Here is a 3,576-nt window from a genome sequence, read left to right on the forward strand (position 1 = left end):
CGGAGGTACCCGCCGCCGTCGTGGCGCCTGCCCCTGCGGAGGCGCCCGCCGCTGCCGAGGCGCCCGCTCCGGCGGAGGACCCTGCCCGAGCGGAGGTACCCGCCGCCGTCGAGGYGCCTGYCCYKGCGGAGGCKCCYGCCCCCGCCGAGGCGCCCGCCCCTGTCGAGGCGCCCGCCCCTGTCGAGGCGCCCGCCGCTGCCGAGGCGCCCGCTCCGGCGGAGGACCCTGCCCGAGCGGAGGTACCCGCCGCCGTCGAGGTGCCTGTCCTGGCGGAGGCTCCTGCCGCCGAGGTGTCCGTTCGCGGGGAGGCCCTTGCCCGGGGGGAGGCCTCCGCCGTCGAGGCGCCCGCCCGGGTGGCGGACCCTGCTCCGGTGGAGGTGCGGGTGTCGGCCGGGGCGGGCGGCGGGCGGACCACAGCGGCTCAGGGCGCGTCCGGCGCGTTGCGGGGGGATGACGGGTTCGCAGGGCACGCCGCCTGCCTGGGCGGCGTGCCCCTGGCTCCGCGGGCGCGCTGGTGGCCCGCGTTGGGCGCCGTCTACCGGGCGCAGCTCTCGCGGGCGCGGGTGGCGCGGATTCCGCTGCTGTTCGTGGCGACGTTCCAGTCGCTGGGCATCATGATCCTGCTGCGCGGCGTGGTGGACGGCGGTGCGGAGGCGCGCGCTGTCGTGGCCGGGTCGAGCGTGCTGGTCGTCGCCTTCGTGGCGCTCAATCTGCTGGCGCAGTACTTCGGGCAGCTGCGCGCCGGGGGCGGCCTCGACCACTATGCGACGCTGCCGGTACCGGCAGCGTCCGTGGTGCTGGGCGCCGCGGCGGCGTACGCGTCGTTCACCGTGCCCGGCGTGGCGGTCACCGCGGTGGTGGGCAGCCTGCTCTTCCAACTGCCGCTGGGCGGGCTGTGGGTGCTCGTCGCCGTCGTGCCGCTGGCCGGGGCGGCGCTGGCGGGGCTCGGTGCCGCGCTGGGGCTGCTGGCGCCGCGCCCGGAGCTGGCGACGCTGGGGGGCCAGCTGGGGATGTCGGCGGCGCTGCTGCTGGGTGTGCTGCCGGGGAGCGGGCTGCCCCTGGTCGTGAGGTGGGCGCGGGATCTGCTGCCGTCGACGTACGGCGTGGAGGCCTTCGCGCACACCTTCGAGGCGCAGCCGGACTGGGGAAGCGTCCTGGCCGACCTCGGGGTGTGTGCCGCCGTCGGCGTGCTGTCCCTCGCCGTCGCGACCCGCGCCTACCGGTGGGCGGCCACCCGCTGACGTCCTCCCGGCGCGCGCCGGGAGGGCCGGGGCGGTCGGCACCGCATGGGCCTGGCACGATGGCTCCGTGACCGTACCGACGCCCTCCCCGCACGACCCCGACCACCCGCATGCCGGATCGCCCCGGTCGGCGCCGGGCGAGCAGCCCGGCACCGGTCCCGCGCCGCAGCCGATGCCTCCGTACGGCGTGGAGGCGGGCTACGGCGGTGAGGGCGGGCCCCTTGTCCGGCGCGAGCTGCGGGAGGCCGCCGTGTGCGCGGTGGCCGTCGCCGTCGTCGGCATCGTGATGGGCCTGCTGTGGCTGTGGCTGGCTCCCCGGGTGCCGCTCTACAACAACGGCGAGGTCGTCCTGTTCAAGGATCCGGAGGGCGAGGAGGCCATCGGCGCCGAGGGTGTCTTCGCGCTGCTCGGCCTGGCCTTCGGCGTGGTGACGGGTCTCCTCGTGTTCCTGGCGCGCAGGCGCGGGGGCATCGGCCTCGTCGTCGGACTGGCGGTCGGCGGGCTGCTGGGTTCCGTGCTGGCGTGGCGGGTCGGTGTGTGGTTCGGCCCCGAGACCGATCTGCCCGCCGCGGCGCGTGCCGCGGGCAAGGGGGCCACTTTCGACGCGCCGCTGGAACTGCACGCCTACGGGATGCTGTTGGCGTGGCCCGTCGCGGCGACTCTCGTGCACCTGGTGACCACCGCGCTGTTCGGGCCTCGCGAGGTGTCCAACGCGGTGGCTGAGGCACCCCAGGGCTGGGAGCACTGACTCCCACCCGCGCCGGGGATTCCGCCCGCGCCGGGGTTTCCGCCCGAGCCGGGGCTGCCGCGTGTGCGGGTCTCGGGCGCGGGGAGCCCCGGGCCCGGGCCCGCGCGGGGCTCAGGCCCGGGCCACCGGGGCCAGGGCGGCCCCGGTCAGCTCGGCCAGGTCTCCGGGCGCGAGTTCGATCTCCAGGCCGCGGCGGCCCGCCGAGACGCAGATGGTGGGGTGTTCCTCGGCGGAGGCGTCCAGGACCGTGGGCAGCGGCTTGCGCTGGCCCAGCGGGGAGATGCCGCCGCGTACGTATCCGGTGGTGCGCTCGGCGGCGGCCGGGTCGGCCATGACGGCCCGCTTGCCGCCGCGGGCGGACGCCAGCGCCTTGAGGTCGAGCGAGGCCGACACCGGGACGACGGCCACCGTCAGGGCCCCGTCGACCTCGGCCACCAGCGTCTTGAAGACCCGCTCCGCGGGCACGCCGAGGGCCTCGGCGGCTTCCTCGCCGTAGGAGGCCGCCGCCGCGTCGTGCTCGTAGGCGTGGGTCGCGAAGGGGATACCCGCCTCGGTGGCGGCCACGATCGCGGGGGTCGCCGACCCCTGCCGCCTGTTCTTCTTGGCCACTCGGCTCCGCTCCCCGGCGGTCGTCAGTTCTGGCTCGTCGGGTTCCGGGTCAGGTCGGCCGCGGGCAGCGACGGCAGTTTGCCGATGACGGCCGTCTCCCTGCGCAGCAGCTTCAGCTCGTCGGCGAGCCGGGTCGCCGTGTCGGGTGCCTGGAGCAGCCGCTGTTTGGCGGGTGTGTCCAGCACCGTGGCGGCGGCGACCAGGTAGGAGACGACCGACGGGTCGTCCGGCAGATCCTGTTCCGCTCCGGCGGCCAGGGTCCTCTCGCGGGCGCTGGCGAGCCGCTTCTGGTAGCCGCGGAAGGCGCGCAGTACGCCGGACGCCAGCGCGCCGGCCTCGTCGCCCTCCTCTTCGGGCAACTCCTCGATCTCGCCGGTCAGATACGGGCCCGAGGCGTCCACGGACAGCAGCCGGAAGCGGGTGGTGCCGGTCGCCAGTACCTCGTATCCGGTGCTGCTCGCCCGCGGGTCGGCCTCGGTCGCCGTCTCCTCGTCCTCGTCCTCGTCTCCCGGTCCGCCGAGGCCGGAGGCGCGTTCGCGGATGGTCGAGGCGTCGGCGACGCAGCCGACGGTGTAGAACGACTTGATCGGTTCCGGGCCGAAGCCCGCGGTCGGGTCGGTGCCTTGCGCCGGCGCCGAGTCGGGCATGCCGGTGGCCGTCGGTGCGACCTCGCGGCCGTCCCGGATGGCGACGACGCCGAAGCGGCGCGGCGCGTCCTCGGGGAGCGCGAGCAGGTCACGCATGAGCGCGCGGTACCGCGGCTCGAAGATGTTCAGCGGCAGCACCAGGCCCGGGAACAGCACCGAGTTGAGGGGGAAGAGCGGAAGCGCGGTTGTCACAACGGGTAAGCCTAAAGCCTCCGGCGTCCGATGGGGGCCTGGGTGCGCCGTGCGGCCCGTTACCGGCTCCGCCACTGCCTCCGCCACTGCCTCCGCCACTGCCTCTGACACGGCCGCCGCCCCCCGCCATGTCCCCCGC

The 3,576-nt window shown here is 76.2% G+C and carries 4 protein-coding genes; 2 read left to right on the forward strand and 2 right to left on the reverse strand.

The genetic code is table 11. From position 1 onward, the window contains the following. Positions 1 to 440: 440 nt before the first annotated feature. Entirely contained in the window at positions 441 to 1,241 is an 801-nt protein-coding gene (locus AB8Z75_RS33170; protein ID WP_369208574.1) for an ABC transporter permease, read from the forward strand. A 67-nt stretch (positions 1,242 to 1,308) separates the two neighbouring features. Then, positions 1,309 to 1,989 carry a hypothetical protein gene (locus AB8Z75_RS33175; protein ID WP_369208569.1) on the forward strand — a complete coding sequence of 227 codons (681 nt, stop codon included), beginning with the start codon at positions 1,309 to 1,311 and terminating at the stop codon, positions 1,987 to 1,989. Between the two features lie 111 nt (positions 1,990 to 2,100). Here AB8Z75_RS33175 and ybaK read toward each other — a convergent pair whose 3' ends face one another. Continuing rightward, entirely contained in the window at positions 2,101 to 2,598 is a 498-nt protein-coding gene (gene ybaK / locus AB8Z75_RS33180; protein ID WP_369208570.1) for a Cys-tRNA(Pro) deacylase, read from the reverse strand. Positions 2,599 to 2,621: 23 nt separating this feature from the next. Beyond that, the gene (locus AB8Z75_RS33185; protein ID WP_369208572.1) at positions 2,622 to 3,437 is read right to left on the reverse strand and encodes an LON peptidase substrate-binding domain-containing protein; all 816 of its coding nucleotides are present in this window, start codon (positions 3,435 to 3,437) and stop codon (positions 2,622 to 2,624) included. Positions 3,438 to 3,576: the final 139 nt, after the last annotated feature.

It is taken from the genome of Streptomyces sp. PU-14G (genome assembly GCF_041028275.1).
In the GTDB taxonomy this organism is placed as follows: Bacteria; Actinomycetota; Actinomycetes; order Streptomycetales; family Streptomycetaceae; genus Streptomyces.